Source organism: Paracoccus sp. DMF, assembly GCF_004407025.1.
Classification (GTDB): Bacteria; Pseudomonadota; Alphaproteobacteria; order Rhodobacterales; family Rhodobacteraceae; genus Paracoccus; species Paracoccus aminovorans_B.
The window spans coordinates 107,927-132,975 of record NZ_SOKV02000002.1 but is presented as its reverse complement, the minus strand read 5'-3'; the positions used below and the strand labels follow the sequence as shown (position 1 = coordinate 132,975).

General features: G+C 68.4%; 27 protein-coding genes, 1 tRNA gene and 2 pseudogenes. 19 read left to right on the top strand and 11 right to left on the bottom strand.

Annotation, left to right across the window (positions count from 1 at the left end; translation table 11 throughout):
- The first annotated feature begins 12 nt into the window (after window positions 1-12).
- From fdhE to E3D03_RS01855, 6 genes and pseudogenes are all read left to right on the top strand, one after another.
- On the top strand, window positions 13-921 hold the full coding sequence (fdhE, locus tag E3D03_RS01880; protein ID WP_263565561.1) for a formate dehydrogenase accessory protein FdhE: 909 nt from the start codon (window positions 13-15) through the stop codon (window positions 919-921).
- On the top strand, window positions 921-2,252 hold the full coding sequence (gene selA / locus E3D03_RS01875; RefSeq protein ID WP_263565560.1) for an L-seryl-tRNA(Sec) selenium transferase: 1,332 nt from the start codon (window positions 921-923) through the stop codon (window positions 2,250-2,252). Before fdhE ends, selA begins: the two co-directional genes overlap by 1 nt.
- On the top strand, window positions 2,249-4,174 hold the full coding sequence (gene selB / locus E3D03_RS01870) for a selenocysteine-specific translation elongation factor (RefSeq protein ID WP_263565559.1): 1,926 nt from the start codon (window positions 2,249-2,251) through the stop codon (window positions 4,172-4,174). The genes selA and selB overlap by 4 nt, the downstream gene beginning before the upstream one ends.
- A 7-nt stretch (window positions 4,175-4,181) precedes the next feature.
- A tRNA-Sec gene (locus E3D03_RS01865) sits at window positions 4,182-4,277 on the top strand.
- Window positions 4,278-4,295: 18 nt separating this feature from the next.
- Window positions 4,296-5,350, top strand: a pseudogene (locus E3D03_RS01860) (aldo/keto reductase).
- Between the two features lie 72 nt (window positions 5,351-5,422).
- Window positions 5,423-6,397, top strand: coding sequence for an NAD(P)H-dependent flavin oxidoreductase (locus E3D03_RS01855; RefSeq protein WP_263565558.1), 975 nt, complete (start codon window positions 5,423-5,425; stop codon window positions 6,395-6,397).
- Window positions 6,398-6,502: 105 nt separating this feature from the next.
- On the opposite strand, the gene E3D03_RS01850 is transcribed toward E3D03_RS01855, so the two are convergent.
- Window positions 6,503-7,306, bottom strand: a complete 804-nt coding sequence (locus E3D03_RS01850; protein WP_263565557.1) for a response regulator — start codon at window positions 7,304-7,306, stop codon at window positions 6,503-6,505.
- 93 nt (window positions 7,307-7,399) lie between these two features.
- On the opposite strand from E3D03_RS01850, the gene E3D03_RS01845 reads away from it, so the two are divergent.
- From E3D03_RS01845 to E3D03_RS01835, 3 genes are read left to right on the top strand one after another with little or no spacing between them, the layout of a single operon-like run.
- The gene (locus E3D03_RS01845; protein WP_017999070.1) at window positions 7,400-7,546 is read left to right on the top strand and encodes a NepR family anti-sigma factor; all 147 of its coding nucleotides are present in this window, start codon (window positions 7,400-7,402) and stop codon (window positions 7,544-7,546) included.
- A 5-nt stretch (window positions 7,547-7,551) separates the two neighbouring features.
- On the top strand, window positions 7,552-8,145 hold the full coding sequence (locus tag E3D03_RS01840) for an RNA polymerase sigma factor (RefSeq protein ID WP_017999071.1): 594 nt from the start codon (window positions 7,552-7,554) through the stop codon (window positions 8,143-8,145).
- Between the two features lie 9 nt (window positions 8,146-8,154).
- A complete protein-coding gene (locus E3D03_RS01835; protein ID WP_263565556.1) occupies window positions 8,155-9,936 on the top strand; it encodes a sensor histidine kinase in 1,782 nt (593 codons plus the stop codon).
- A gap of 37 nt (window positions 9,937-9,973) precedes the next feature.
- On the opposite strand, the gene E3D03_RS01830 is transcribed toward E3D03_RS01835, so the two are convergent.
- From E3D03_RS01830 to E3D03_RS01800, 7 genes are all read right to left on the bottom strand, one after another.
- On the bottom strand, window positions 9,974-10,915 hold the full coding sequence (locus tag E3D03_RS01830; protein ID WP_263565555.1) for a hypothetical protein: 942 nt from the start codon (window positions 10,913-10,915) through the stop codon (window positions 9,974-9,976).
- Window positions 10,912-11,583, bottom strand: coding sequence for a hypothetical protein (locus E3D03_RS01825; RefSeq protein WP_263565554.1), 672 nt, complete (start codon window positions 11,581-11,583; stop codon window positions 10,912-10,914). Before E3D03_RS01825 ends, E3D03_RS01830 begins: the two co-directional genes overlap by 4 nt.
- Before the next feature lie 126 nt (window positions 11,584-11,709).
- Entirely contained in the window at window positions 11,710-12,579 is an 870-nt protein-coding gene (locus E3D03_RS01820; protein ID WP_253879927.1) for a YihY/virulence factor BrkB family protein, read from the bottom strand.
- Window positions 12,580-12,654: 75 nt separating this feature from the next.
- On the bottom strand, window positions 12,655-13,371 hold the full coding sequence (gene dnaQ, locus E3D03_RS01815) for a DNA polymerase III subunit epsilon (protein ID WP_263565553.1): 717 nt from the start codon (window positions 13,369-13,371) through the stop codon (window positions 12,655-12,657).
- Entirely contained in the window at window positions 13,364-13,960 is a 597-nt protein-coding gene (gene coaE, locus E3D03_RS01810) for a dephospho-CoA kinase (RefSeq protein ID WP_263565552.1), read from the bottom strand. Before coaE ends, dnaQ begins: the two co-directional genes overlap by 8 nt.
- On the bottom strand, window positions 13,957-14,808 hold the full coding sequence (locus E3D03_RS01805; RefSeq protein WP_263565551.1) for a shikimate dehydrogenase: 852 nt from the start codon (window positions 14,806-14,808) through the stop codon (window positions 13,957-13,959). The genes coaE and E3D03_RS01805 overlap by 4 nt, the downstream gene beginning before the upstream one ends.
- A gap of 151 nt (window positions 14,809-14,959) precedes the next feature.
- The gene (locus E3D03_RS01800; protein WP_017999077.1) at window positions 14,960-15,406 is read right to left on the bottom strand and encodes an RrF2 family transcriptional regulator; all 447 of its coding nucleotides are present in this window, start codon (window positions 15,404-15,406) and stop codon (window positions 14,960-14,962) included.
- A 152-nt stretch (window positions 15,407-15,558) separates the two neighbouring features.
- Between E3D03_RS01800 and E3D03_RS01795 the strand changes: the two genes are divergently transcribed.
- From E3D03_RS01795 to E3D03_RS01755, 9 genes and pseudogenes are all read left to right on the top strand, one after another.
- Complete coding sequence (locus E3D03_RS01795; RefSeq protein ID WP_263565550.1) at window positions 15,559-16,776, top strand: NAD-dependent epimerase/dehydratase family protein; 1,218 nt, start codon at window positions 15,559-15,561, stop codon at window positions 16,774-16,776.
- Window positions 16,773-17,609: pseudogene (locus tag E3D03_RS01790) on the top strand (glycosyltransferase). The gene E3D03_RS01795 and the pseudogene E3D03_RS01790 overlap by 4 nt, the downstream one beginning before the upstream one ends.
- Window positions 17,606-18,454: an NAD-dependent epimerase/dehydratase family protein gene (locus E3D03_RS01785; protein ID WP_263565549.1), complete on the top strand. Its 849-nt coding sequence runs from the start codon at window positions 17,606-17,608 to the stop codon at window positions 18,452-18,454. The pseudogene E3D03_RS01790 and the gene E3D03_RS01785 overlap by 4 nt, the downstream one beginning before the upstream one ends.
- Window positions 18,455-18,544: 90 nt before the next feature.
- Window positions 18,545-18,892, top strand: coding sequence for a hypothetical protein (locus E3D03_RS01780; RefSeq protein ID WP_263565548.1), 348 nt, complete (start codon window positions 18,545-18,547; stop codon window positions 18,890-18,892).
- Window positions 18,893-18,923: 31 nt separating this feature from the next.
- Window positions 18,924-19,376, top strand: a complete 453-nt coding sequence (locus E3D03_RS01775; RefSeq protein ID WP_263565547.1) for a GAF domain-containing protein — start codon at window positions 18,924-18,926, stop codon at window positions 19,374-19,376.
- Entirely contained in the window at window positions 19,354-19,752 is a 399-nt protein-coding gene (locus E3D03_RS01770) for a GFA family protein (protein ID WP_263565546.1), read from the top strand. Before E3D03_RS01775 ends, E3D03_RS01770 begins: the two co-directional genes overlap by 23 nt.
- Window positions 19,753-19,799: 47 nt before the next feature.
- Window positions 19,800-20,426: a LysE family translocator gene (locus E3D03_RS01765; protein ID WP_263565545.1), complete on the top strand. Its 627-nt coding sequence runs from the start codon at window positions 19,800-19,802 to the stop codon at window positions 20,424-20,426.
- Window positions 20,423-21,070 carry an RluA family pseudouridine synthase gene (locus tag E3D03_RS01760; protein WP_263565544.1) on the top strand — a complete coding sequence of 216 codons (648 nt, stop codon included), beginning with the start codon at window positions 20,423-20,425 and terminating at the stop codon, window positions 21,068-21,070. Before E3D03_RS01765 ends, E3D03_RS01760 begins: the two co-directional genes overlap by 4 nt.
- Window positions 21,071-21,188: 118 nt before the next feature.
- Window positions 21,189-22,121, top strand: coding sequence for an MBL fold metallo-hydrolase (locus E3D03_RS01755; protein WP_263565543.1), 933 nt, complete (start codon window positions 21,189-21,191; stop codon window positions 22,119-22,121).
- Here E3D03_RS01755 and truB read toward each other — a convergent pair.
- Genes truB through rbfA form a run of 3 tightly spaced genes read right to left on the bottom strand, consistent with a single transcriptional unit; the run spans window position 22,109 to window position 24,169 of the window.
- Window positions 22,109-23,011: a tRNA pseudouridine(55) synthase TruB gene (gene truB / locus E3D03_RS01750; protein ID WP_263565542.1), complete on the bottom strand. Its 903-nt coding sequence runs from the start codon at window positions 23,009-23,011 to the stop codon at window positions 22,109-22,111. The genes E3D03_RS01755 and truB overlap by 13 nt on opposite strands.
- A complete protein-coding gene (locus E3D03_RS01745) occupies window positions 23,011-23,766 on the bottom strand; it encodes a phosphodiester glycosidase family protein (RefSeq protein ID WP_263565541.1) in 756 nt (251 codons plus the stop codon). The genes truB and E3D03_RS01745 overlap by 1 nt, the downstream gene beginning before the upstream one ends.
- Complete coding sequence (gene rbfA / locus E3D03_RS01740; protein ID WP_263565540.1) at window positions 23,756-24,169, bottom strand: 30S ribosome-binding factor RbfA; 414 nt, start codon at window positions 24,167-24,169, stop codon at window positions 23,756-23,758. Before rbfA ends, E3D03_RS01745 begins: the two co-directional genes overlap by 11 nt.
- Before the next feature lie 68 nt (window positions 24,170-24,237).
- Here rbfA and dapB point away from each other — a divergent pair, with 68 nt between their 5' ends.
- Complete coding sequence (gene dapB, locus E3D03_RS01735; protein WP_263565539.1) at window positions 24,238-25,044, top strand: 4-hydroxy-tetrahydrodipicolinate reductase; 807 nt, start codon at window positions 24,238-24,240, stop codon at window positions 25,042-25,044.
- Window positions 25,045-25,049 lie beyond the last annotated feature (5 nt).

Sequence of the window (25,049 nt, the reverse complement as noted above, 5' to 3'; positions counted from 1 at the left end):
GCAAGGGAGCCCATGTCCGCAAGCCTGAAACCCGACCCCTCCATGATCGGCGGCATCGCCCGGGTGCCGCTGGTGCGCCTGCCCGATCCGCAGGCGCTGTTTGCCGCCCGCGCCGGGCGGTTCGATTTCCTAGCCGGGCATAATGCCAATCTGGCGCCCTATCTGCGCTTCCTGGCGGCGATCTGCCGGGCGCAGGCCCAGCTTGCCGCCGAACTGCCCGCCCCTGCACCGCTGCCGGATGCAACCATCGAGCAGGCCCGCGCCGCCCGCATGCCGCCCCTGGACCGCCAGGCGTTGCGCGCGCCGCTGGCCCAGGCACTGGCCGCCCTGCTGCCCATGCTGGAAGCCGTCGAGATGCCCGAGCCTGCCCGGCTGGCGCTGGCCGCCCTGGCCGCGGCCGAGGATGCGGACCGCGACTGGGTCATCGGCAATGTGCTCTCGGACACCATTCCCGCCGACAGCGTCGCCCCGCATGTCTTCGCCGCTGCCGCCTTGCAGGTCGTGGCCAGCCTGCATGCTGCCGCCCTGCCCGGCGACAGGCTGGTGGCGATCCGCACCGGCACCTGTCCGGCCTGCGGCGGCCGCCCGCTCGCCAGCCTCGTCACCGAAAACATCGGCGCCGAGGGCGCGCGTTACTGCGCCTGCGCCACCTGCCAGGCGCTGTGGAACGAGGTGCGGGTGAAATGCACCTGCTGCGGCTCGACCAAGGGCATCACCTATCGTTCGGTCGAAACCGAAGAGGCCACGGTCAAGGCCGAATGCTGCCGGGAATGCGGCCAGTGGGTCAAGATTTTGTATCAGAACAAGAACCCGACCCTGGAAGTTGTAGCAGACGATGTGGCAAGTCTCGGCCTTGACCTGATGATGCGCGACACGGAATGGCGACGCGGCGGCTTCGATCCCTTCCTGGCGGGGTTCTGATGTCGCTGCGCGGCCTGCCCTCGGTTGATCGGCTGCTGGCCGAATGCGGGTCGCTGATCGAAAACCATGGCCGGGCGCAGGTCACCGACGCTCTGCGCGCCGAACTGACGACGATCCGCGAAGCCCGACCCGAGCCGCTGCCCGATGCGGCGGCGATCCTGGCGCTGGCGCAGGCCCGGCTGGCGCTGATGGCGCAATCCCGGCTGCGCCCGGTGCTCAACCTGACCGGCACCGTCCTGCACACCAACCTTGGCCGCGCCCTGCTGGCCGATGCGGCGATCGAGGCCGCGCTGGCCGCCATGCGCGCGCCCGCCGCGCTGGAATTCGATCTCGACACCGGCGGGCGCGGCGAACGCGACAGCCACCTGCGCGGACTTTTGTGCGAACTGACCGGGGCCGAGGATGCGACCGTCGTCAACAACAACGCCTCGGCGGTGCTGATCGTGCTGAACACGCTGGCGCGGGGCCGCGAGGCCGTGGTCTCGCGCGGGGAACTGATCGAGATCGGCGGCGCCTTCCGCATGCCCGCGATCATGGAGCAGGCCGGCTGCCGGCTGCGCGAGGTCGGCACCACCAACCGCACCCATGCCAGGGACTACCGCGAGGCCATCGGCCCCGAGACCGGCCTGTTGATGAAGGTCCACACCTCGAACTATCGCATCGAGGGCTTCACCAAAGAGGTGCCGGCCCCCGAACTGGCGCAGATCGCGCATCAGGCGGGGTTGCCCATGGTAAACGACCTCGGCTCGGGCACGCTGGTGGACCTGCGCCGCTGGGGCCTCGCGCCCGAGCCGACCGTGGCCGAGGCGGTGGCCGAGGGCGCCGATGTCGTCACCTTTTCGGGCGACAAGCTGCTGGGCGGGCCGCAGGCGGGCTTCATCGTCGGCCGGCGCGAGATCATCGCCGCCATCAACAGGAATCCGCTGAAACGCGCCCTCCGCATGGACAAGATCCGCATCGCCGCGACCGAGGCGACGCTGCGGCTGTATCGCGACCCCGACCGGCTGGCCGAGCGGCTGCCGACCCTGCGCCTGCTCTCGCGCCCGCTGGCCGAGATCCGCGCCCAGGCCGAGCGGCTGGCGCCGATGGTTGCGCGCGCGCTTGGCTGCACCGTGACCGTGACCCCCTGCGCCAGCCAGATCGGCTCGGGCGCGCTGCCGACCGACACCATCCCCAGCGCCGGCCTGGCGCTGACCCCGCGCCCCGAGGCGCTGGCCGAAAGGCTGCGCGGGCTTTCCACCCCGATCATCGGCCGCATCCATGACGGCGCGCTGATCCTCGACCTGCGCTGCCTGCCCGATGACGCGGCGCTGACCCAAGCCCTGGCATGATCGTCGGGACGGCCGGCCATATCGACCATGGCAAGACCGCTCTGGTCAAGGCGCTGACCGGCGTGGACGCCGACCGCCTGGCCGAGGAAAAGGCCCGCGGCATCACCATCGAGCTGGGCTTCGCCTATGCCGACCTGGGCGCCGGCAGCGTCACCGGCTTCGTGGATGTGCCGGGGCACGAGAAATTCGTCCATACCATGCTGGCCGGCGCCGGCGGCATCGACCTGGCGCTGCTGGTCGTCGCCGCCGATGACGGCATCATGCCGCAAACCCGCGAGCATCTGGCCATCCTCGACCTGCTGGGCATCCGACGCGGCATGGTCGCGCTGACCAAATCCGACCTGGCCGGCCCCGACCGGCTGGCCGCGCTGCGCGCCGAGATCGCCGAATTGCTGGCCCCGACCGGGCTTGATGGCGCGCCGGTCTTCCCGGTCTCCTCGCTGACCGGCGCCGGCATTCCCGCCTTGCGCGACGCCCTGGCCCGGGCCGAGGCCGAGACCGCCGCCCGCGCCACCGGCGACCGCTTCCGCATGGCCATCGACCGCAGCTTCACCCTGGCCGGCACCGGCACCGTCGTCACCGGCACCGTGCTGTCCGGCCGAGTCGCGACCGGGGATCAGGTCACGCTCAGCCCCTCCGGCCTGCCGGCGCGGGTACGCGGCATCCATGCCCAGAACCGCAAGGCGGATCAGGGGTTTGCCGGCCAGCGCTGCGCCCTGAACCTTGCCGGCGAGGCGATCACACGCGAGGCGATCCACCGCGGCGACCTGGCGCTGGACCCGGCACTGCACGCGCCAACGCAGCGCATCGACGTGACCCTGCGCGTGCTTGCCGGCGAGCCGAAGCCGCTGGCCACCTGGTTCCCCGCCCGCCTGCACCTGGGCGCGGCCGAGACCGGCGCCCGCATCGTGCCGCTGCAAGGCCCGCTGGGTCCGGGCGAGACCGGGCTGGCGCAGATCGTGCTGGACCGCCCCGTCGCCGCAGCATTTGGCGAGCGCTTCATCCTGCGCGATACCTCGGCCCGGCGGACCATCGGCGGCGGCAGCTTGATCGACCTGCGCCCGCCCGCCCGCCACCGCGCGCGCCCCGAGCGGCTGGCGCAGCTCGCCGCCATGGCCCTGCCCAACCCGGCCAAGGCCTTGGCCGCCATGGCCCGGCTGGAGGCGGTGGACCTCGACGCCTTCGCCCGCGACCGCGCGCTGGCGCCGCCGGGCCTGGCCCAGGCCGTGGCCGACTCGGGCGTCGCCGTGATCCCCGGCACCCGGCAGGCGCTGTCACCCGATCTGCTCGACGCGCTGCGCCAGGGGGTTACCGCCCAGCTCACCGCCTTCCACGCCGAGAACGCCGATCTGCAGGGCCTGGGCCGCGAGCGGCTGCGCCTGGCCGTGCACCGCCGCCTGTCGCGCCCCGACTTCACCGCGCTTCTGCGCGCCGAGGCCGAGGCCGGCCGCATCGCGCTCGACGGCGCCTTCGTCCGCCTGCCCGGCCACCTGCCCCGGCTCTCGGACCAGGACGAGGCGCTGCTGGCCCAGATGCTGCCGCGCCTGGACGGCGCCGAGCGGTTCCGCCCGCCCCGCGTCCGCGACTTCGCCACCGAAATGGGCGCCGACGAGGCCGAGATCCGCCGCATCCTGCGCATGGCCGCGCGCCAGGGCCGCCTCGACCAGATCGCGCATGACCATTTCTTTGCCCGCGCCACCACGATCGAGATGGTCGCCATCATCCGCGATGTCGCGGCGCAGGCCCCGGACGGCTGGTTCACCGCCCCCGCCTTTCGCGACCGGGTGCAGAACGGCCGCAAGGTGGCGATCCAGATCCTGGATTTCTTCGACCGGCTGGGTCTGACCTTGCGCCGGGGCGATCTTCGTCGCATCAATCCGCATCGGATCGACCTGTTCCAGCCGGACGGCCCCGATATGTGAACCATAGGGAAGAGAAGCGTCCCCGGTGGGGCGGCCGGACTTCAAATCCGGTTGGGGCAGTCAGCCTGTCCCGGGTGGGTTCGACTCCCACTCTCTTCCGCCAAATCCAAAGAGGTGACGGATGAACGGCTTGGAACTGGGCGGCAGCGGCGTGACGGTCAGCGGCATCTGCCTTGGCACGATGACCTTCGGCAACCAGACCGACGCGCGGGCCGCCCATGAACAGCTGGACCGCGCCCTGGCGGCTGGCGTCGGCTTTCTCGACACCGCCGAGATGTATCCGGTCAATCCCACCCGGCGCGAAACCGTCGGCCGCAGCGAGGAGATCATCGGCGACTGGCTGGCGGCGCGCGGCAACCGCGACCGGGTGCAGATCGCGACCAAGGTCACCGGCCCCAGCGGCATGTCCGGCCCCAGGGCTATGACGGTGCCATCATCCGCCAGACCGTCGAGGCCTCGCTGAAACGCCTGCGGACCGATTGCATCGACCTTTACCAGCTGCACTGGCCGCAGCGCGGCAGCTACGCCTTCCGGCAGAATTGGCGCTACGATCCCTCGGGACAGGACCGGCAGCAGACGCTGGACCACATGGCCGATGTGCTGGGCGCCATCGCCGAACTGCACCGGGCCGGCAAGATCCGCGCCTTCGGCCTCTCGAACGAATCGGCCTGGGGCACGGCGCGCTGGATCGACACGGCCGAGCGGCTGGGCGCGCCGCGCGTGGCGTCGATCCAGAACGAATATTCGGCGCTCTACCGCGCCTATGACACCGATCTCGCGGAACTGGCGGTGAATGAAAGCGTCACCCTGCTGGCCTATTCGCCGCTGGCCGCCGGGCTGCTGACCGGCAAATACCAGGACGGCAGCGCACCGCAAGGCAGCCGCGCCGCCGTCGACCTCGAGACCGGCGGCCAGGGCAACCTCGGCGGCCGCCGGACCGCGCGCGCCATCGCCGCCGTCGCCGCCTGGCACGGGCTTGCGGGCGAGCTGGGCCTAGACCCGATCCACATGGCGATCGCCTTTACGCGGCAGCGCCCCTTCGCCTGCATCCCGATCATCGGCGCCACGACCACGGCGCAGCTCGACCACCTGCTGGCCGGGATCGACCTGGTGCTGCCCCCGGACGCGCTGCGCCGCATCGACCAGCTGCACCGCGCCCACCCGCTGCCCTATTGAACCGACGCCACGGCAGCATTGGCAGCCGCGCCCCGGCCGGGCAATCTGGCCCCGCCGCTCAAGGAGGAACCCATGCTGCCGCCCATCCTGTCGCATCTGCGCATCCCCGTCGTCGCCTCGCCCATGTTCATCGTCTCGGGGCCCGACCTGGTCATCGCGCAATGCAAGGCCGGCATCGTCGGCAGCTTCCCGGCGCTGAACGCCCGCGAGAAACCCGGCGAGGCCCCGCTGCTCGACGCCTGGCTGACCCGCATCGCCGAGGAGCTCGACCGCCACAACCAGGCCAATCCCGATCGCCCGGCCGCGCCCTTCGCGGTGAACCAGATCGTGCATCGCAGCAATGCGCGGCTGGAACGCGACATCGAGATCTGCCACCGCCACAAGGTGCCGATCTGGATCACCAGCCTGGGCGCCCGGCCCGAGGTGAACGCGGCCGCGCATGACTGCGGCGGCATCGCGCTGCATGACGTCATCAACAACACTTTCGCCCGAAAGGCCATCGACAAGGGCGCCGACGGGCTGATCGCGGTCGCGGCGGGTGCGGGAGGCCATGCCGGCCCGCAATCGCCCTTTGCGCTGGTCCAGGAAATCCGCGCCTGGTTCGACGGCCCGCTGCTGCTTTCCGGCGCCATCGCCACCGGCCGCGCCGTGCTGGCGGCGCAGGCCATGGGCGCCGATCTCGCCTATGTCGGCAGCCCGTTCATCGCCACCACCGAATCCAGCGCCCAGCCGGAATACAAGCAGATGATCGCCGAAAGCGGCGCCGAGGATATCGTCACCTCGTCCCTCTTCACCGGTGTGTCGGGCAACTACCTCGCGCCCTCGATCCGCGCGGCCGGGCTCGACCCGGAAAACCTCGCGACGGCCGATGCCACGGCGATGGATTTCGACAAGGCCACCTCGGGCGGCAAACCCAAGGCCTGGAGCCAGATCTGGGGCTCGGGCCAGGGCATCGGCGTGGTGAAATCCGTGACCCCGGCCGCCGAACTCATCGACCGCCTGGCCACGGAATACGCCGCCGCCCGCCGCCGCCTCTGCGCCGACTGAGCGCGCCTCACCGTTTCCCAAATACTCAAGAAGCCGCGCGCCCGGGGCCCGCGGCTTCTTTGCTCTGCAAATACCCCCGGCGACGCCGCAACCGGCGCCCAGGGCTCAGCTGACCGCCAGCCCCTCGGTCGAGGCAAAGAACATCGCCTGCGATACCGCCGAGCGCACCTGCTCCTCGGAATAGGGCTTCGAGATCAGGAAGGCCGGCTCCGGCCGGTCGCCGGTCAGCAGCCGCTCGGGGAAGGCGGTGATGAAGATCACCGGAATGTCGCCCATGTCGGCCAGCAGCTCGTTCACCGCGTCGATGCCCGAGGAACCGTCGGCCAGCTGGATATCGGCCAGGATCAGGTCCGGCCGCTTCTGATGCGCCAGTTCGACCGCGGCCTTGTGGGTGCGGGCGATGCCGGTCACGTCATGGCCCATGGCCTGCACGATGCCCTTCAGGTCCATGGCGATGATGGTCTCGTCCTCGATCACCATGACCTTGCCGGACAGCGTCTGGCTCATCTCGCTCAGCGCGATCTGCACCAGCTCCTCGGCCTCGGCCTGCGGGCATTGCATGACCTGCGCGATCTGGTCGTAGCGCAGCTCCTCGATGGTGCGCAGAAGCAGCGCCTCGCGCGAATTCGGCGTCAATCCGCGCAGATGCGCCTGGGCGCGGGCCTCGCGCGGGGTCTGCGCCTCGGCCTCGACCGGCTGGCCCGAGCTTTGCCAGATGGCGTGGAAGGTGCGGAACAGGCCGATGCGGGTGTCATCGCCCTGCATGACGCTGCGGTCGGCCAGGATGGCCTCGAGCGTGGCGGCGGCATAATTGTCGCCGGCTGTCTGGCTGCCGGTCAGCGCACGCGCATAGCGGCGAAGATAGGGCAGCTCTCGGCTGATGGATTGGGCGAGATCCGCTGCGGACATGGCTTCCTCGAAAAATACGTTCCTGTTTGGAACTTGACCGGATACGTAGCGGTTAGGCAAGGTGCGCACAAGATTTTCGGGAATAACTAAAAAATGAATACGAGGCGGGAAGAACGCAGGCGGGCCGCGATCGAGAAGCAGATCGACGAGAATCTGCGGCGTGTCTATGAACAGGAAGCCACCCAGCAAATTCCCGACAAGTTCTTGCAGTTGCTCGACAAATTGCGCGAGCAGGAGTAATCCGCATGACCTTCCAGAAACCGGCGAAAGCCGCCCGCTCCGAAGGCCATGGCGACCCTCGGGACGAATTGGTGGACCATCTGCCGGCGCTGCGGGCCTTTGCGCTGTCGCTGACGCGCGAAGGCGCCTCGGCCGACGACCTGGTGCAGGACACCATCGTCAAGGCCTGGACCCATATCGACAAGTTCCAGCCCGGCACCAACCTGCGGGCCTGGCTCTTCACCATCCTGCGCAACACCTTCTATTCCGCCCGGCGCAAGACCCGGCGCGAGGTCAGCGACACCGACGGCATCCATGCCGCCCGCCAGGCCGCGCGGCCCGAGCATGACGGCCGCCTGGCCCTGAACGATTTCCGCCACGCCTTCGAGAAGCTGCCCGACGAGCAGCGCGAGGCGCTGATCCTGGTCGGGGCCTCGGGCTTTTCCTACGAGGAAGCCGCCTCGATGACCGGCGTCGCCGTCGGCACGGTCAAGTCGCGCGCCAACCGCGGCCGCCGCCGCCTGGCCGAGCTGCTGCACCTGGAAGAGGGCGAGGAGCTCGAGATGACCGACCGCGCCACGCTGGCGGTGATGGCGCAGAACAACCCCGTCCTGCGCTGAGCCCCGCCCGTGCTGCGGCGTCTGTTCGACCGGATGGAATTCACCAAGGGCCTGGGCTTCCGGCTGGGCGGTCTCTTGTCGGTGGCGATCCTGCCGATCGGGCTGATCTCGGTCATCCAGACCCTGCACCTGTCGCGCGAATACGAACGCAGCTCGGAAATTGCGCTGCTGGGCCGCACGGCGACCGCCGCCGCCGGCGAACGCGCGCTTTTGCAAGGCGCGCTCGGCACCGCCGACGCGCTGGGCCCGGCGGTGCTGGAAACCATGGACCGGCCGCAGGCCTGTTCCGACATCATGCGCGGCTTCGTGCAGCGCACGGTCAGCTTCGTCTATGCCGGCTTCACCCGGCTGGACGGGGTCACGGAATGCTCCTCGATGCCGGGGGTGCATGACGTCTCGGACGACCCGGCCTATCGCCAGTTCCGCGACAGTCCGGGCACGCTGGTCACCAGCAGCCCGGTGGGCGCGGTCGGCGGCCTGCCGGTGGTGATCGTGATCCAGCCGCTTTATCGCGGCGTCGATCTTTTGGGCTATATCAGCGTCTCGCTGTCGCATGACATGCTGCGCTCGACCCATGTCGCCGAACTGGGCACCGACGGCGCCCGCATCCTGACCTTCAACAACCAGGGACAGGTGCTGTCCGCCGACAGCGAGCCCCTGGCGGATTTCGACGAGGTGCTGCCGCGCGACAAGTCGCTGACCTCGCTCCTGTCGCGCAGCGAGACCACCTTCCGCGACTATACCAGCGCGGGCGAGCGGCGGGTGTTCAGCGTCGTGCCGGTGGTGCCGGGCCTGGTCTATGCGCTGGGCTCGTGGAACCGTGCCGACAGCGGCATCGCCGGCATCGACATCACCCGGCGCACGGCGCTGATCCTGCCCCTGATCCTGTGGGCGGCCTCGCTGGTCGTGGCCTATTTCGCGGTCTATCGCCTGGTGCTGCGCCATATCCGCGAATTGCGCGGCCAGATGCGCCGCTTCGCCATCGGCGACCGCTCGGCCCCGCCGCCCGTCCTGACCGACGCCCCGGCCGAGATCGAGGACATGAGCCAGACCTTCCACAACATGGCCCGCATCCTGATCCGCGACGAAGAGGCGATGGAGGCGGCGGTCAACGAAAAGACCGTGCTGCTGAAAGAGGTGCATCACCGGGTCAAGAACAACCTGCAGCTGATCGCCTCGATCATCAACATGCAGATCCGCATGATCGACCACGACGATGCGCGCCGGGTGCTGCGCTCGGTCCAGGACCGGGTGGCGTCGCTGGCGACGATCTATCGCAACCTCTACCAGGCCGAGCACCTGGATTCGGTCGAGGCCGACCGGCTGATCAGCGACATCATCAACCAGATGGCCAATGCCTCGGTCGGGCCCGGCGGGGGCTTGCGCATCGAGACCCAGCTCGAGCCGCTGGTGCTGATGCCCGACCAGGCGGTGCCGCTGACGCTGCTGGCGACCGAGGCCTTCACCAATGCGCTGAAATATTCCGGCGTGGCCGATCCGCAGGCCCGGCCCTGGGTGCGGGTGCAACTGGGCATGGACGGCCCGCATCACGCCGTGCTCGAGGTCGAGAACTCGGTCGGCGCCGCGAGCCTGGCCGAAAGCACCGGTCTCGGCAGCCAGCTGATCGAGGCCTTCGCCATGCAGCTGGAGGGCGAGGCAACGCAAGAGGCCGACGACCGCCGCTATCTCCTGCGGCTGCGTTTCCGGGTCGAGAACCTGGCGAAACGCGAAACCGCCACGCCGGGCGCGGTGGTGCTGACCTCGGCCTCACGTCCGGGGGCGCGGCATTAGGGGGGATCAAGGCGCTACGCGCGCCGGAAGTATTTGCTCAGGCGTATGGCAAGATCAAGATCGGCTGGGTGTCTTCATTCTGGATCTGGTCTATGAATTCCCGGCCATTGATACCCTGTGCGATCAGTGTTCGCGCAAGCTGCGGCTGCGACGCTGCCCTCATGCGGATCTCCGAGAAATCGCTGGAAATCTGCATGGCCTGCGCGCCATCGCCGGCGAGTCTTTCGGCCATGCTGTGCCGAGGCATCCTGAACCCCAGTTCCCGCAGCTTCGCGAACTGGTTTACCGCCCGTTTCCCTGCTGCCTCTTTCATATCCAGCCAAAGCAGCGCCTTAAATTGCGCGTCTGCGGATAATGACAGTCCGGCCAGCAGGCATTGCAGCAGCGCGGGGTCTATTTTCGCCTCGATGACGACATTGCATAGGCCGCCGTGCAGATCGCCGAAAACATAATTGAGCCGCTCTTCCTCGGCGCGCGCTACGCTTTCGGCGTCAGGGCGATATTCAGCCTCTTGCAGCCTTTCCAGTGACGTGGACATGGTCAGCAGCTTCTTGCGCAATTCCATGTCCTGCCATTGCCGAGGCAATTCGGCCAGGGTACCTTCGATGCGCTCCAGGCGCTGATCGATGCCGCGCAGCCGCTGCAGAATGATTGCGGTCGAGGCGGCGGTCACGCCGATACCGACGACCGAAGATGCCAATGTGGCGATCTGCAGGGTCTGCAGCGTGCCCATCATGGCCTGCATCGCGTTCAGCTTGTGCGAAATCGCGGCGTTTTGTGCGACACCGATCAGGCCGGTTACTCCCGTCGGATCAAACGACAGGCCACTCCGAAGCACGCTTTGAAGCACGCCCGTTTCCTGCAGATGGCCGACGATCTGACCAGAGCCCGCATCCTTGATAATGCCGCCAAATCGCTGCAACTCGCCAGAACTCAGGCCGGCCATGAACCGCGCGGGGATGTCAAAGGGTATGCTCATTTCGCCTCGTCCATCCTTTTCAGCGCGACGCACTGAAGTTCGCCCAGCAAGGTGCCTTTCAGGGATGGCTGCTGCGGATTGTCCTTGTCCCCCATGACACGCGAGGCGATTGCGGCATGAATCGCGCTGCGATAGCGCTGCTTCAGGCTGGCCATCGCCTTTGCCCGCGCGCTGGGCCCCAGCGCTGCAAGCACCGCACCGCCCGCCAGGGCAGCCACGGGCAAAGCAAGTAAGGCCCCGCCGCCGATCGTGAAACCCAGAACCACCGTCCCCGCCGCCGTCAGGCCCCCAGCGAAAAACGGAACAGCTGCGACCGGAGCGGCGCTGATGGCAAGGGCCGAGCCCGCGATTGCCATCTCGCTATAGCTCCACTGATCTGCCGCCTCGTTTCCCTCAAGTGCCGCCAGCGAGAGGCGCATGGACTTGTCGAGGTCATGGGTTAGTTCCGCATAGGTTTTCTGCATCCAGCCGGAAACGATTGGCTCGATCTGTTCGCTGCGAACTCTGCCCTTGCGGGCAAGATCCTTCAGCGACATCGCGTCGATCTTTTCATCGACATGATAATAAAGCGCCGGCAGCCGATCTTTCAGAGCATTGCATATGTGCTCGTGCGACGCCTCCCACCAATCCAGGATTTGCGCCTGCTGAATTTCCGCCGGAAGACTCATCGAGAACCCTGTACCTGAACCATTCACGCGATTGTGTTACACCTGATATGCAGGTTTCCACGTGGCTGACCAGCGCGAATAAGGCGGTCGCAGCGTATCTTGTCAATCAGCCCGCACGATGCCCCCTCACCCCCCATCCCCCCGCGCCGCCTGCCGCAGCTTCCGCGCGGCCAGGAACCGCCGTCGCCGGGCCAGCTCCAGGTTCAGCATCGCGCCCAGCAGAACCGTGAACCCGCCCAAGTAGAACCACATCAACAGCGCGATCACCGCCCCGATCGAGCCATAGATGCGGTTGTAGCTGTTGAAGCTCGCCAGATAGGCCGAGAAGCCATAGGACACCCCCGCCCAGGCCAGCGCCGCAAAGACCGAGCCCCAGGTGAAGATCGGCGTGCGCGGCGTCTTCACGTTCGGCCCGTAGCGATAGATGATGCCGATCACCAAGAGAACGATGAAGAAGATCGCCATCCAGGGCACCGAGCCGATCAGCCAGTTCCGCAGCGGCACGTCGGGCAGGAAGTTGAAGGCGATGGGCACCAAGATGATCGTCGCCAGCCCCAGCGCGATCACGCCGACGATGACCAGCGTCAGCAGATAGGCCAGGATGAAGCCCCAGATCGTCGGATGCGAGCGTACGCCATGCGCCGCGTTCAGCCCCTGGATCAGCCCTCCGACCCCCTGCCGGGCCGAGATCGTCGCGATCAGGAAGGAAATCGCCGTGGTCCAGCCCAACTGCGTGCGGCCGGCGGCGATCAGCGAATTGATCTGGCCATAGATGATGTCCGCCGCGCCCGAGGGGATGAATTCGTCGGTGGCATGGACGTATTGCTCCAGCTGCTGCGGGTCGTACCACAGCCCCCACAGCGCAAACAGCGCCGCCAGGCCGGGGAAGACCGCGAACATGGCATAGAAGGCCACGCCCGCCGCGATCAGGGTCATGTGGATCTTGTCCATGCGCTCGAAGATCGCCTGAAGGAACAGCCACCAATCCCTGATCACATTCCCGTCCTCGCATCGCGTCCTGGCCATCCTGGCAGGAAAACCGCCGGGGCCGCCAGAAAGGTTCCGGCCCGCCTAGCGGTTTTCCCCGGCGCTGTAGCGCAGCCACACCGCCTTTTCGCCCAGTTTCGCGACGAAGGCGGCATGGGCCAAAGCCTCGTCGGCGGTCAGGCGCGGCGCCAGCGCCCGCGGCCGTGGCCCGCGCGGGGCCAGGGGCGCGGCCACCGCATTCGGCACCGCCACGCTCTGCCCGGCGCTTTCCAGAACCAGCCCGGGCTGGCGGCCGCCGCGCAGCGCCAGATAGACCTCGGCCAGAAGCTCGCTGTCCAGAAGCGCGCCGTGCAGCGTCCGCCCCGAATTGTCGACCCGAAACCGCCGACACAAGGCGTCCAACGAGTTCTGCGCCCCCGGGAACTGCATCCGGGCGATCTCCAGCGTGTCCACCGCGCGGCTATGCGGCATCACCGGATAGCCCGCCGTCCTCAGCTCCCAGTTCAGGAATTTCATGTCGAACTGGGCGTTGTGGATCACCAGCCGGGCGTCCTCGCCGATGAAGGCGATGAAGTCGGCGGCCACTTCGGCAAAGCGCGGCTTGTCGCGCAGGAAGTCGTCGCCCAGGCCATGCACTTCGAAGGCCTCCTGCGGCATCGGGCGCTCGGGGTTGATGTAGACATGGAAGGTCCGGCCCGTGGGCAGGTGGTTCATCAGCTCCAGGGCGCCGATCTCGACGATGCGGTCGCCGCTGTCGGGGTCGAAGCCGGTGGTCTCGGTATCCAGGACGATCTCACGCATGGCGGCGTTTTGCCATGATCTCGGCGCAGATGTCCATGATCGCCGCCCGCGCGCCGTCAAGCGTCTCGGACGGGATCACCCAGTCGGCCAGGCGCCGCTTGTCCGCATCCGGCATCTGCCGCGCCAGGATCATCGCGAGCCCGGCCGCGTCCATGCCCGGCCGCGCCAGCACCCGCGCCCGCTGCACCTCGGGCGGGGCCGAGACCACCGCCACCCCGTCCATCTGCCGCTCCGAGCCGCCCTCATAGAGCAGCGGGATGTCCAGCACCACGATGGGCGCATCGGCATGCGCGGCGACGAAAGCCGCGCGGTCGGCGGCGACCAGCGGATGCACGATCGCCTCCAGCCGCGCAAAGCCGCCCGGATCGGCCGCCAGCTGCGCCTTCAGCGCGGCGCGGTCGATGCCGCCGTCGCGCAGCACGCCCGGGAAGGCCGCCGCGACCGGGGCCACCGCCGCCCCGCCCGGGGCGTAAAGCCGGTGCACCGCCGCATCCGCGTCCCAGACCGGATGCCCCAGCGCGCGGAAGATCCCCGAGGCGGTGGATTTCCCCATGCCGATGCCGCCGGTCAGGCCCAGCAGGAAGCTCATGCCAGCACGGCCGCGCGCAGGGCCTCGTCCACCTCGGGGCGGCGGCCGAACCAGCGCTCGAAGCCCGGCGCGGCCTGATGCAGCAGCATCCCCAGCCCGTCGACCACGCGGCAGCCGCGCGCCTGCGCCTCGACCAGGAAGGGCGTCATCAGCGGCGTATAGACCAGGTCGGTGGCCAGCGCGTCGGGCGACAGCGCGTCCAGCGGCACCCGCAGCGCCTCCTTGCCCGCCATGCCCATCGAGGTGGCGTTGACCACGGTCAGCGCCCCCTCCAGCATGTTGCCGGCCTGCGCCCAATCATAGACCACGACCTTGGCGCCGAACTCGGCCTTGATCTGCTCGGCCCGGATGCGGGTGCGGTTGGCGATGCGCAGCTCGGGCACGCCGCTTTCCAGAAGCGAGGCGACCACGGCCCGCGCCGCACCGCCGGCGCCGATCACCGCCGCCGGCCCCAGGTCCGGAATCCAGTCCGGCGCCATCTGGCGGATATTGGCGATGAAGCCGTAACCGTCGGTATTGTCGGCATGGATCTTGCCGTCGGGGCGAAAGATCAGCGTATTGGCGGCGCCGATCAGCGCGGCGCGGTCGGTGACGACATCGGCCAGCGCCAGAACCGACTCCTTGTGCGGGATGGTGACATTGGCGCCGACGAAACCCATGCGCGGCATGGCGCGCAGCACCTCGGCCAGATGCTCGGGCATCACCGGCAGCGGCACGTAATGCCCGGCGATGCCATAGCGTTGCAGCCAATGCCCGTGCAGCCGGGGCGAGCGGGAATGGGCGATGGGCCAGCCCAGCACCGCGGCAAGCGGCGTGTTGCGGGGGGCGGCGGAGTCGGTCTCGGGCATGGCCTACCTTGCGCGTCTGGCAACCGGGGCGCGGACCCCGGCCGGTTCCTGTTGAACCGACAAGTGCAGATGGCCCGACCCGGGGTCAAGACGTATCGCCCCGGCCGTCGCGGGGCCATGGCAGGAATGCAACCCCCGGCTGTGCCTGCCCTCAGATCGCGCCCATCTCGGGCAGGTCGCCCTCGGCCACCAGGTCCTCCAGCGTCAGCGATTCGATCAGCAGCAGATAGGACCAGAACACCTGGCCGAACATGCGCCGCAGCCGGCAGCTGGCCTCGTCCTCGCAATCCTCGCAGCGCTGGTAGGAGCGCCGCGACAGGCAGGGCAAGGGCGCGATCGGCCCGTCGACCTGGCGCAGCAACTCGCCGATGGAAATCTCCTTCGGCCGCTTGATCAGCACATAGCCGCCGGCCCGGCCGCGGCGCGAACCGACATAGCCGGCGTTGCGCAGCTCCAGCATGATATGCTCCAGAAAACGCTTCGGCGCGCCGGAACGCTGCGCGATCTCCTCGATCGTCAGCGCATGGCCGCCCGCGGCGACCTCGTCGGCCAGCGCCAGCAGGGCCTTGATGGCATATTTCGTCTTCTGCGAGATCATAACGAATCCTTAGTCTTGCCTGCCACATCATGCAATCTCTTCGGCAAGATTTCGCGCGCCCCTCTGGCATCGCCATGGAACCTTCGCCAGAAAGTCATAGTTTTGACACATTGGCCGCGCATTCCTGCCGCGCAGCACCAAGGGAGATCAACATGCGCATTGCCGTTCTGGGTGGAGACGGGTTCGTCGGCTGGCCCACCGCCCTGCATTTGTCGAACCTGGGCCACGAGGTCCATATCCTCGACAACCTGTCGCGGCGCTGGATCGACACCGAACTGGGCGTGCAGTCGCTGACGCCGATGGATTCCATCCAGGAACGCTGCCGGATCTGGCATCAGGAAACCGGGCGGCGCATCCATTTCCACCTGCTCAACCTGGCGACGGAATACGAGCGTCTCAAGTCCTGGCTCAGCGACATCCGTCCCGATGCGGTGATCCATTTCGCCGAGCAGCGCGCCGCGCCCTATTCGATGAAGACCGACCGCCACAAGGTCTATACGGTCAACAACAACACCAACGCCACGCATAACCTGCTGGCGGCGCTGGTGGAAACCGGCATCGACGCGCATCTGGTGCATCTGGGCACCATGGGCGTCTATGGCTATTCCAGCGTCGGCGCGCCGATCCCGGAGGGCTATCTGGACGTGCAGATCGACACGCCCGCCGGCCCGCGCGACCAGCAGATCCTCTATCCGACGCGGCCCGGCTCGGTCTATCACATGACCAAGAGCCTCGATCAGATCCTGTTCCAGTTCTATGCCCAGAACGACGGGCTGCGCATCACCGACCTGCATCAGGGCATCGTCTGGGGCACCCATACCGACCAGACCCGCCGGCACGAGCAGCTCATCAACCGCTTCGACTATGACGGCGACTATGGCACGGTGCTGAACCGTTTCCTGATCCAGGCCGCCATCGGCTATCCGCTGACCGTGCACGGCACCGGCGGCCAGACCCGCGCCTTCATCCATATCCAGGATTCGGTGCGCTGCATCGAGCTGGCGTTGCAGGACGCGCCGGCGGCGGGCGAGCGGGTGCGGATCTTCAACCAGATGACCGAGACCCACCGCGTCCGCGACCTGGCCGAGCTGGTCGCCAAGCTGACCGGGGCCGAGATCGCCTATCTGCCGAACCCCCGCAAGGAGGCCGAGGAGAACGACCTGATCGTCAAGAACGACCAGTTCCTGGCGCTGGGCCTGCAGCCGATCACCCTGGCCGAGGGCCTGCTCTCCGAGGTGGTCGAGGTGGCGCGGAAATACGCCCATCGCATCGACCGCTCGCGCGTGCCGGCGGTCTCGGCCTGGACCCGCGACATCGCCAAGCGCGTCGAGCACGACCCCGAGGGCCGCAGGCTGCGTTCCGTATCGTGAGTTTCGGGCTGCATCTGACAGGCAAGGCGCGGTCCGACCGCGCCTTTGTCACGCTGGCGACCAACCCGGATTACGTCACCGGGGCGCGGGCGCTGTTCAAGTCGCTCAAGCGCACCGGCACCACCGCCGACCTGGTGCTGCTCTATACCGAGCTGCCGGACAATCTGATCGACGAGCTGTGTACGCTCGGTGTACGCGCGGTGCACGCGGATCTGCTGCCCACCTCCAGCGATTTCAACGCCTTGCATGCCCGCGACCGGGTGCATGGCATCGCCCCCTTCACCAAGGGCGAAAAGCCGCCCTTCCACACGCCGCTGGACAATTTCGTCAAGCTGCGGCTCTGGCAGCTGGACTATGCCCGCGTGGTGTTCATCGACGCCGACGCGCTGGTCTTGCAAAATATCGACCGGCTGTTCGACTACCCGGAATTCTCAGCCGCGCCAAATGTTTACGAGAGCCTCGCGGATTTCCACCGCCTGAATTCGGGCGTGTTCACCGCCCGCCCGTCGCCGGAAACCTTCGCGCGGATGCTGTCCGAACTCGACCAGCCCGGCCGCTTCTAGCGCCGCACCGACCAGACCTTTCTCGAACATTTCTTCCCGAACTGGCACGGCCTGCCGGTTTTCGACAATATGCTGCAATATGTCTGGCTGAACCTGCCCGAACTCTGGCGCTGGCAGGACATCCGCGTCTTGCACTATCAGTATGAAAAACCTTGGCAAAACCACGCCAAGGCCGATGCGTTGCGCCCGCTGATCGACCTTTGGCACGCCCATGCCGGCGACGGGTCGGTGCCCGATCCGCGCGAGTTGCCGGGCCCGGCGCAGCCATGAAGATCGCCCTGACCGGCGCCTCGGGCCTCGTCGGTCGCTGGATCGCCCGAGCGGCGGTCGAGGCCGGCCACGACCTCGACCCCCTGCCCGGCTGGCGCCTGGGCCAGCCCGTTGATCTGTCAGGAAAAGATGCGCTGATCCACGCCGCCTTCCAGCACATCCCCGGCCGCTATCGCGGCGGTGAGGGCGACGATCCGCAAGGCTTCATCCGCGCCAATCTCGACGGCTCGCTGGCCCTGTTCCACGCCGCCCGCGCGCAAGGTATCTCTCGCGTGCTGTTCCTCTCCAGCCGTGCCGTCCACGACGGCCACCCCGCCGGCATGGAGCTGACAGACGAACTTTCCCCCGCGCCGACAAGCCCTTACGGCGAGGTGAAAGCCCAGGCCGAGGTCGCCTTGGCCGCCCTCGCGACCCCCGATTTCCGCACCGCCAGCCTGCGCCCGACCGGAGTCTACGGACCCGGCCTGCCGCAGAAATGGGCCGGGCTGATCGCGGATTTCCTGGCCGGCACCACGCCCGCCCCCGCCGTCGCGACCGAGGTGCATGGCGCCGACCTGGGCCGCGCCGCCCTGGCCGTGCTGGAAGACCATGCGATGTCAGGGAGTTACAATGTCGGCGACCTGGTGCTGGACCGCAGCGATTTGTTGGCCGAGGTCGCGCGTCTGACCGGCTGCGCCACCCCGCTGCCGCCGCCCGGCGACCCGGGCCCGCTGCGCCGGCCGCTGAGCCGGCGCTTGCAGGCCTTGGGCTGGTGCCCCGGCGGCCTGCCCCTGCTGCGCCGGGATCTGCCGGAGATTGTTGCGCAAATACAACCTGAGCAAGAAATCGCCGACAAATTAGATTAGAATCGTCAGGACCCTTGCCCGGACAGCGGTCCTGCGCCAGAAAAAGCCCGTATACGAGCATGTTGTTTCCCTGCACGAGGTTTGTTGCTTATGCGCGTGCTTTCGATCCTTTGCGGCCTGTCCTTTGCTGTCATGGCCGGCTATCTCCTTGCCCTTTCGCTTGGCGGCCTGCCGCTGAACCGGTTGCAACCGGTCATGTCGCCGCTGTCCTGGGCCATGCTGGCGCTGGCGGCCCTGGGTGCGGTGCTGGCTCTGCGCTCGCGCTGCGAGGGCTGGGCGCCGATGCTGGCCGGATGCGGCCTGTTCATGGCCTGCCAGCTTGTCGCGGCCCGCTTCGCCGGGCTGAACCTCAGCGCGCTGATGTGCCTCGTTGCCGCCGGCTTTGCGCTGCTGCCGCTGATGCACACGCCCAGCAGCTATTGGCGCGTCGCGGGGTGACAGCGCCGCGTGGCAAGGCTAGGTTCGGCGCATGCCCGATTACGACGACCTGACCGCCCGCATCCGCGCCCTGACCCGTGGCGAGACCGACGAGGTCGCGCTGATGGCCACCCTCGCCTGCGAGATCCACCATTCGGACGACCGGTTCGACTGGACCGGCTTCTATCGCGTCACGGCGCCCGAGACGCTGAAGATCGGCCCCTATCAGGGCGGCCACGGCTGCCTGGTCATCCCCTTCTCGCGCGGGGTCTGCGGCGCGGCGGCCCGGACGCGGCAGGTCCAGCTGGTGCCCGATGTCGATGTCTTCCCGGGCCATATCGCCTGCGCCAGCTCGACCCGGTCCGAGCTGGTGATCCCGGTGCTCGGCGCCGGCGAGCAGCTGCTCGGCGTGCTTGACATCGACAGCAACCAGCCCGACGCTTTCACGGCGGAAGACGCCCAGCGGCTGCGGGAGATCCTGGATGAATGCTTCGGACGCGGTTGAATTCACCGGCCATTGCCTGTGCGGCAGGGTCCGCTTTCGCGGCACCTATGACGCGGGCCACGACCTGAAGGCCTGCCATTGCAGCCAGTGCCGGCGCTGGTCCGGCCATGTCTGGGCCGCGATCCTGCCGACATCGCTGCAGATCGAGGGTGAGCCGCTGTGGTACCGCGCCTCGGACGTCGCCCGGCGCGGCTTTTGCGGCACCTGCGGGTCGTCGCTGTTCTGGCAGCGCGACGGATCGGACGTGATCGACGTGGCGGCGGGTGCCATCGACACGCCGACCGGGCTGCAATTGCAGGGCCATATCTTTGTCGCCGACAAGGGTGATTACTATGACATCGCCGACGGCCTGCCGCAGGACCCGGGCGAGAATTGACGCCGGCCGGCCCGCATAGCATATCCGCGCCAAAGCGAGGTTGAGCGATGATCTGGGACACGCTGGCGCAATTTCCCGCGCAGCAACTGCTGGCCTTCATGGCCGGGGCGCTGGTCTTGAACCTGACGCCCGGGCAGGACGTGCTTTTCGCCAGCGCCTGCGGCATCCAGGACGGACCCAGGGCCGGCGCGCTGGCGGGCTTGGGCGTCGGCATCGGCGGGTCGGCGCATGTGGCTTTCTGCGCGCTGGGGCTGGGGGCGCTGGTAGCGGCCCAGCCCGGCGCGCTGGCCGCGATCAAGTCTCTGGGCGCGGTCTATCTGCTGATCCTGGCCTGGAAAAGCTGGCACGCGACGCCGACGGACAATGCCGCGCAACCCGCCCGCAGCCCCGGCAACCTGGTCGGGCGCGGGGCGCTGGCGAACCTGCTGAACCCCAAGCCGATCCTGTTCCTGCTGGCCTTTCTGCCGCAGTTCACCCGGCCGGAATACGGGCCGGTGGGCCAGCAGGTGCTGGCGCTGGGGCTGATGTTCGTCTGCTCGGGCACGCTGGTCACCATGGGCTACGGCATGGCCGCCGGGCTGGCCGGCCGGGCGATGGCGGCGCGGATGCGGGTGGTGAACCGTCTTGCCTCGGTCCTGTTCGCCGGGCTGGCGCTGCGGCTGGTCTGGAAATGAGCTTCGTCTATCAGCCCACCGAGGCGCAGCCCCGCGTGATCCATGCCGATCACGAGGTGCTGGTGGTGGACAAGCCGGCCGGGCTGCTGTCGGTGCCGGGCCGCGGCGAGGACCGCGCCGATTGCCTGATCGAGCGGCTGCGCGGCGCCTTTCCGACCGTGCTGCTGGTGCATCGGCTGGACATGGACACGTCGGGCGTCATGGTCTTCGGCCTGACGCCGCATGCGCAGCGGCACCTGTCGAAGCAGTTCGAGGAGCGGCGGACGAAAAAGACCTATGTCGCCCGGCTGTGGGGCCGGCTCGAGCCGAAATCCGGCACCGTTGACCTGCCGCTGATCGTCGACTGGCCGAACCGGCCGCGCCAGAAGGTCGATCATGCCGAGGGCCGGCCGGCGCAGACCGATTGGCGGGTGATGAAGGCCTCGGATGCCGAGACCCGGGTGCGGCTGACGCCGCTGACCGGGCGCAGCCACCAGCTGCGCGTGCATATGGCGGCGCTGGGCCATCCGATCCTGGGCGATCCGCTTTACGCGACCGGCGCCGCCGCCGATTTCCCCCGGCTGATGCTGCATGCCGAGAGCCTGCGCTTCAAGCATCCCGAAAGCGGGGTGATGCTGGGCTTCAACGCGCCGGCCCCGTTCTGAGCCGCTTGCTCCCGTGGCACGGCCGGGTTCGGGTATTTGGCAAACGGAAAGTGCCGGTCGGCGCGGAACCGGCCCTGCCGCTGCGGGTTGAACGGGCAGTCGGGAAAGGGAGAGCGGCATGGACAAGGTGAAATTCAGTCGTCGCGGGGCGCTGCTTGCCGGTGGCAGCCTGCCTGTGCTGATGGCATTGCCGGCCCGGGCGCAGACCGCGCCGGCGGCAGAGGCGGAGAAGCCGGCTTTCGCCGGAAAGGTGCATGGCATCCGCCTGGGCGGGTTCGAGCTGACCACCGTGCTGGGCGGCACCGGCAGCAGCGACAATCCGATCGCGACCTTCGGCTTGAATGCCGAGCCGGCCGAGTTCGAGGCGGTGAGCAAGGCGAATTTCATTCCCTCGGATCGCACGGGCGGGTCCTATACGCCCACGCTGCTGCGCACCGCCGATGCGCTGGTGCTGTTCGACACCGGCATGCAGCCCGGGAACACCGTGGCCTCGCTGGCCGTGGCCGGGGTCAAGCCCGAGGATGTCACCCATGTCGTGCTGACGCATATGCATGGCGACCATATCGGCGGGCTGATGGACGGCGAGGCACCGGTCTTTGCCAATGCCGAGCTGGTCGCCTCGCGCCCCGAGGCGGATTACTGGGCGGCCAATCCGGGCGATGCCTATAATGCCAAGGTGAAGCCCCTGATCGACAAGGCGCGGCTGTTCGAGGAGGATGGCGAAATCCTGCCCGGCATCCGCGCCGAGGCCGCCCATGGCCATACGCCCGGCCATACCACCTATCTGCTGGAGAGCGAGGGGCAAAAGCTGCTGCTGACCGGCGACAGTTTCAACCACTATGTCTATTCGGTCGAGCGGCCGGAATGGCATGTGCGTTTCGACGTCGACAAGGAGGCTGGCGCCGCGACCCGCAAGCGGGTCCTGGTGCGGCTGGCCAGCGAAATGATCCCCTTTGTCGGCTATCACATGCCGTTCCCGGCGCTGGGCTTCATCGCGCCGAACAGCGCTGGCAGCTATCGCTATGTGCCGGCGACGTATCAGTTCGGCTGAAGGTTGAAGACCCGGCTGGGGTGCACCTCGCCGCCCATGTAGCGGCCGATGCACAGCGCGCGGCCCGCGCGGCTGACCCACACTTCCTCGCCGAATTCGGCATGGCCCAGCACCTGGCCGGGGTTGCCGTTCAGGATGCGCGTGGCGCCGAGATCGGTCGCCTGAAGCTGCGGCAGGTCGGCCAGCGCAGCTTGCAGGGGCAAGAGCGCCGCCTCGATCTCGGCCTGGTTGGCGCGGTCGATGCGGTCGAAACCGATGCCCTCATCGGCGTCGAAGGGGCCGGACCAGATCCGCCGCAGCCGGGCGACATGGCCCAAGCAGCCCAGGGCCCGCCCGAGGTCGCGGGCGATGCTGCGGACATAGCCGCCCTTGCCGCAGACCATGCGCAACTCGGCCGTGTCGGGCGTGCTGCCCAGCAGTTCCAGCGATTCCACCCAGAGCGGCCGGGCGGCAAGCGCGACCGACTCGCCTTCGCGGGCGAGGTCATAGGCGCGCGCGCCATCGACCTTGACGGCCGAGACATCGGGCGGCACCTGCATGATCTCGCCGGTGAAGGCCGGCAGGGCGGCGCGGATCGCGGCCGCGTCCGGGCGGTTGTCGCTAGTCTTCAGCACCGCGCCCGAGGCGTCGTCGCTTGCGGTCTCGGCGCCCCAGTTGACGGTGAAGTCATAGGCCTTCAGCGCCTCGGTCAGGATCGGCACGGTCTTGGTCGCCTCGCCCAGTGCGATGGCCAGCACCCCGGTCGCATCCGGGTCCAGCGTGCCGGCATGGCCGGCCTTCTTCGCGTCCAGCGCCCAGCGGACCTTGCCCACTACGTCGGTCGAGCCCACGCCCGCGGGCTTGTCCACGATCAGCCAACCGTGGATCTCGCGCCCTTTTTTCCGTGCCATTATTCCTGTTCCGTATAGCCGATGATCGGTCCCAGCCGGCGCCCGAAATCGGCGCGGTTGAGCGCGGGGGCATACAGCCTGGAGATCGAGCCGTCAAAGTAAAGCGCATCGCGGGCGCCCAGCCCGTCGCGGAACAGCCGGCCGAATTCGTGGAAGGTGACCGCGCGGTCCGAGATCGCGAACCAGGCCATCTGGCCATCGGGCGAGACGCCGACGCCGTTCCGGATATAGCGGCTGTCCGAATCGACCAGGAAGCGCGGGTGCAGCGCGCCGTCGATCACCAGCATCGGCCCGGATTGCGTGGCAAGGCGGCATTGCGGCGGCGCCTTGGCGAAGGCGCGGCTTTCGATCACCTGATAGGGGCGCGCGCCGCCGGTGCAGAAGACGCCGTTCGGCAGCATGCCGAAATTGTCGTTGCTGCCGCCGGTGACCAGGTCATGCGCCTTGTCGCCATTGCTGAGGTAAAGCCCGACCGGGGTGTAATCGGCGTGATACATGCCGGCGTTCATGGCGAAAGCCAAGGTTTCGCCCGGCGCCAGCGTGCGGCGGACGGCGGTGAAATCGCCCAGGACCTTGCCGTCCGGCCCGTTCAGCCACAGCTTCAGCCCCGGCTCCTGCGCGGCGTCGAGCGTGCAGACGACATAGCCCTGGCCGTCGAAATCGCGCTTTTCGCAGATCCCGGCCACGGCGGGCAGGGTCATGGCGATCAGCGCGCCGATCGCCAGGCCCAGCCGGCGCTTCAGGTCAGTCCTCATCGTCTTCGTCGTGTTCCACATCGCGGCGCACGCGCTCGTCGGCGAACATGCGGCGGGTGTCGTCCATGCGGTCGAAGGTCTCGTCCAGAACGAAGCGCAGCTGCGGCGCGTATTTCAGCGTCATCGCCTTGGCGATCAGGTGGCGCAGCTCGGGCGCGTTGCGGCGCAGGGCGGCCAGCGCCTCTTCGGCATCGCGGCCGCCCAGCGGCAGCACATAGGCCGTCGCGACCTTGAGGTCGGGCGAGGTCTTCACCTCGCCCACGGTGATCGAGTGCCGGTTCAGGTCCGGGTCGTGGACATCCGCCCGGGCCAGGACATCGGAAAGCGTGCGGCGGATCAATTCGCCCACGCGCAGCTGGCGCTGCGAGGGACCATTGCCGGAATGAAAGCGGTTCTGTGCCATGGCGCGGATGTAGGGGGTCGCGGGCCGGGCCGCAACGGGATAGAACGGGCGCAAACGGGGGATGACGCATGAATAGACCGGGAATCGCGATTACGGGCGCCTCGGGGCGCATGGGGCAGATGCTGGTGCGCACGGTGCTGGAATCGGATCAGGCCCGGCTGGTCGGCGCCATCGAGCGGCCCGGCAGCCCCTGGATCGGCCGCGACCTGGGCGAGGTAATGGGCGGTCCCGCCCTGGGGATCACGGTCACCGACGATCCGGTCGAGGCCATCGCCAAGGCGCAGGCGGTGATCGACTTCACCACGCCCGAGGCGACGCTGGCTTTCGCCGAGCTGGCCGCGCAGGCCCGCGCCGTGCATGTTATCGGCACCACCGGCTTTTCCCCCGAGCAGCTGGCCGCGCTGAAACCCGCCGCCCGCCACGCCCCGATCATCCGCGCCGGCAACATGAGCCTGGGCGTCAACCTGCTGGTCGGGCTGACCCGCAAGGTCGCGGCCGCCCTGGGCGAGGATTGGGACGTCGAGGTGGTCGAGGCGCATCACAACCGCAAGGTGGACGCGCCCTCGGGCACCGCCCTGATGCTGGGCGAGGCCGCCGCCGAGGGGCGCGGCCGCAGCCTGGACGAATTGCGCACCCCGGCGCGCGAGGGCATCACCGGCGCCCGCGCGCCCGGCAGCATCGGTTTTGCCGCCATCCGCGGCGGCGACGTGGTGGGCGAGCATGACGTGATCTTCGCCACGGCGGGCGAGCGCGTGGTGCTGCGCCATCTTGCCACCGACCGCGCCATCTTTGCCCGTGGCGCGCTCAGGGCGGCGCTGTGGGGCCAGGACAAGGGGCCGGGCGAATATGACATGGCGGATGTGCTTGGCCTCTGACGCCG